At 60.5% G+C, this 1,095-nt stretch carries 1 protein-coding gene; it reads left to right on the plus strand.

Annotated features, from left to right (window positions below):
* The coding region (locus IE312_RS18020; protein ID WP_229900018.1) for a NaeI family type II restriction endonuclease at positions 1-891 on the plus strand (891 nt) is incomplete at its 5' end.
* Positions 892-1,095 lie beyond the last annotated feature (204 nt).

The following is a 1,095-nucleotide window of genomic DNA, read 5'->3' on the forward strand; positions in this document are numbered from 1 at the left end:
GTTATCCGGGGAACTTACGATCAACTTCTGGACGGCCGACGCATGGGCCGGTGGGATTACACCGAACTGCATAAGACCGAGAAGACCCACATGGGAACCCTCGTAGAGATCAACATATACAAGGAATTCCGACTCGCGGAAGGGAGGGTGGCTGACTACCTCATCGAAGGGATCGAGGTCGACTGCAAGTTCGCCAAGAGTGTCGGCGGATGGGAAATTGGGCCTGAGTTGGCCGGCCATGTCTGCCTGGTAATTACGGCCAGTGATGATAAGAGTACCTGGCAGGCTGGGCTGGTGCGCGCCTCAGAGGAGCATCTGAGGGCGGCCAGGAATCGCGACATGAAGCGCAAGCTGAACTCGGCGGGGGTGGCGTCCATTGACTGGCTGTGGGGAGGCAAGGGGACTCTGGCGCCCAATCAGCTGTTGCACATGGACCCCGTCAAGCGGCACCGAATAATGTCCGCCAAGGGTGCAGGAAACAGAGAGAGCGGCCAAGCGCGCATCAATCAGCTATTCCTAGAAGTTCAGAGGTCTCTCATTCGGAGAGTGACTGTGGAGACAGTGGGTCACGGTCTGGAGGACCCGTTGAAGCGAGTACGCGATAACGGTGGCGCGCGCACCGCCCTCCGAGGCAAGGGCATCCTCGTCCTCGGTCACCAAGAAAATGACCCGCTAGTAGCGCGGTCGCTCGGACTTGATACGCCGAGGAAGGGTGAGTTCATCTCGGTGCGCGTCGTCCCGGCACCGGAACCGCGAGACGATCGCCCCGCCGCCGAAATAGAAGGCCGGTACTGGGTGGTCGCCGGAGAAAATGACAATAACGCTCCGCCGATAGCGGCGCCAGTCATCCCGAAGAAGAAAAAGAAGAGCAGTGAATCAGAGGGGGAGTAGCTTCGCAGACTTGTGCACGCCCGCCTGGCTCTGAGGGGCACAGACGCCTCAGCGTGACCGTTTAAGGGAGCGGTGGTGAGGGGGTCCGTGCCTCACCACCGCCTGTCGGGGCTAACTGATACGCGACCGCATCTCGGCGAAGCGCACGTGCCGGTCGTGGGCTTCCTGTCCTATGAAACCCTTGAAACCTGCCAGGCGGTAGGC

Origin of the sequence: Streptomyces capoamus (genome assembly GCF_014654935.1) — a bacterium.
Lineage (GTDB): Bacteria > Actinomycetota > Actinomycetes > Streptomycetales > Streptomycetaceae > Streptomyces > Streptomyces capoamus.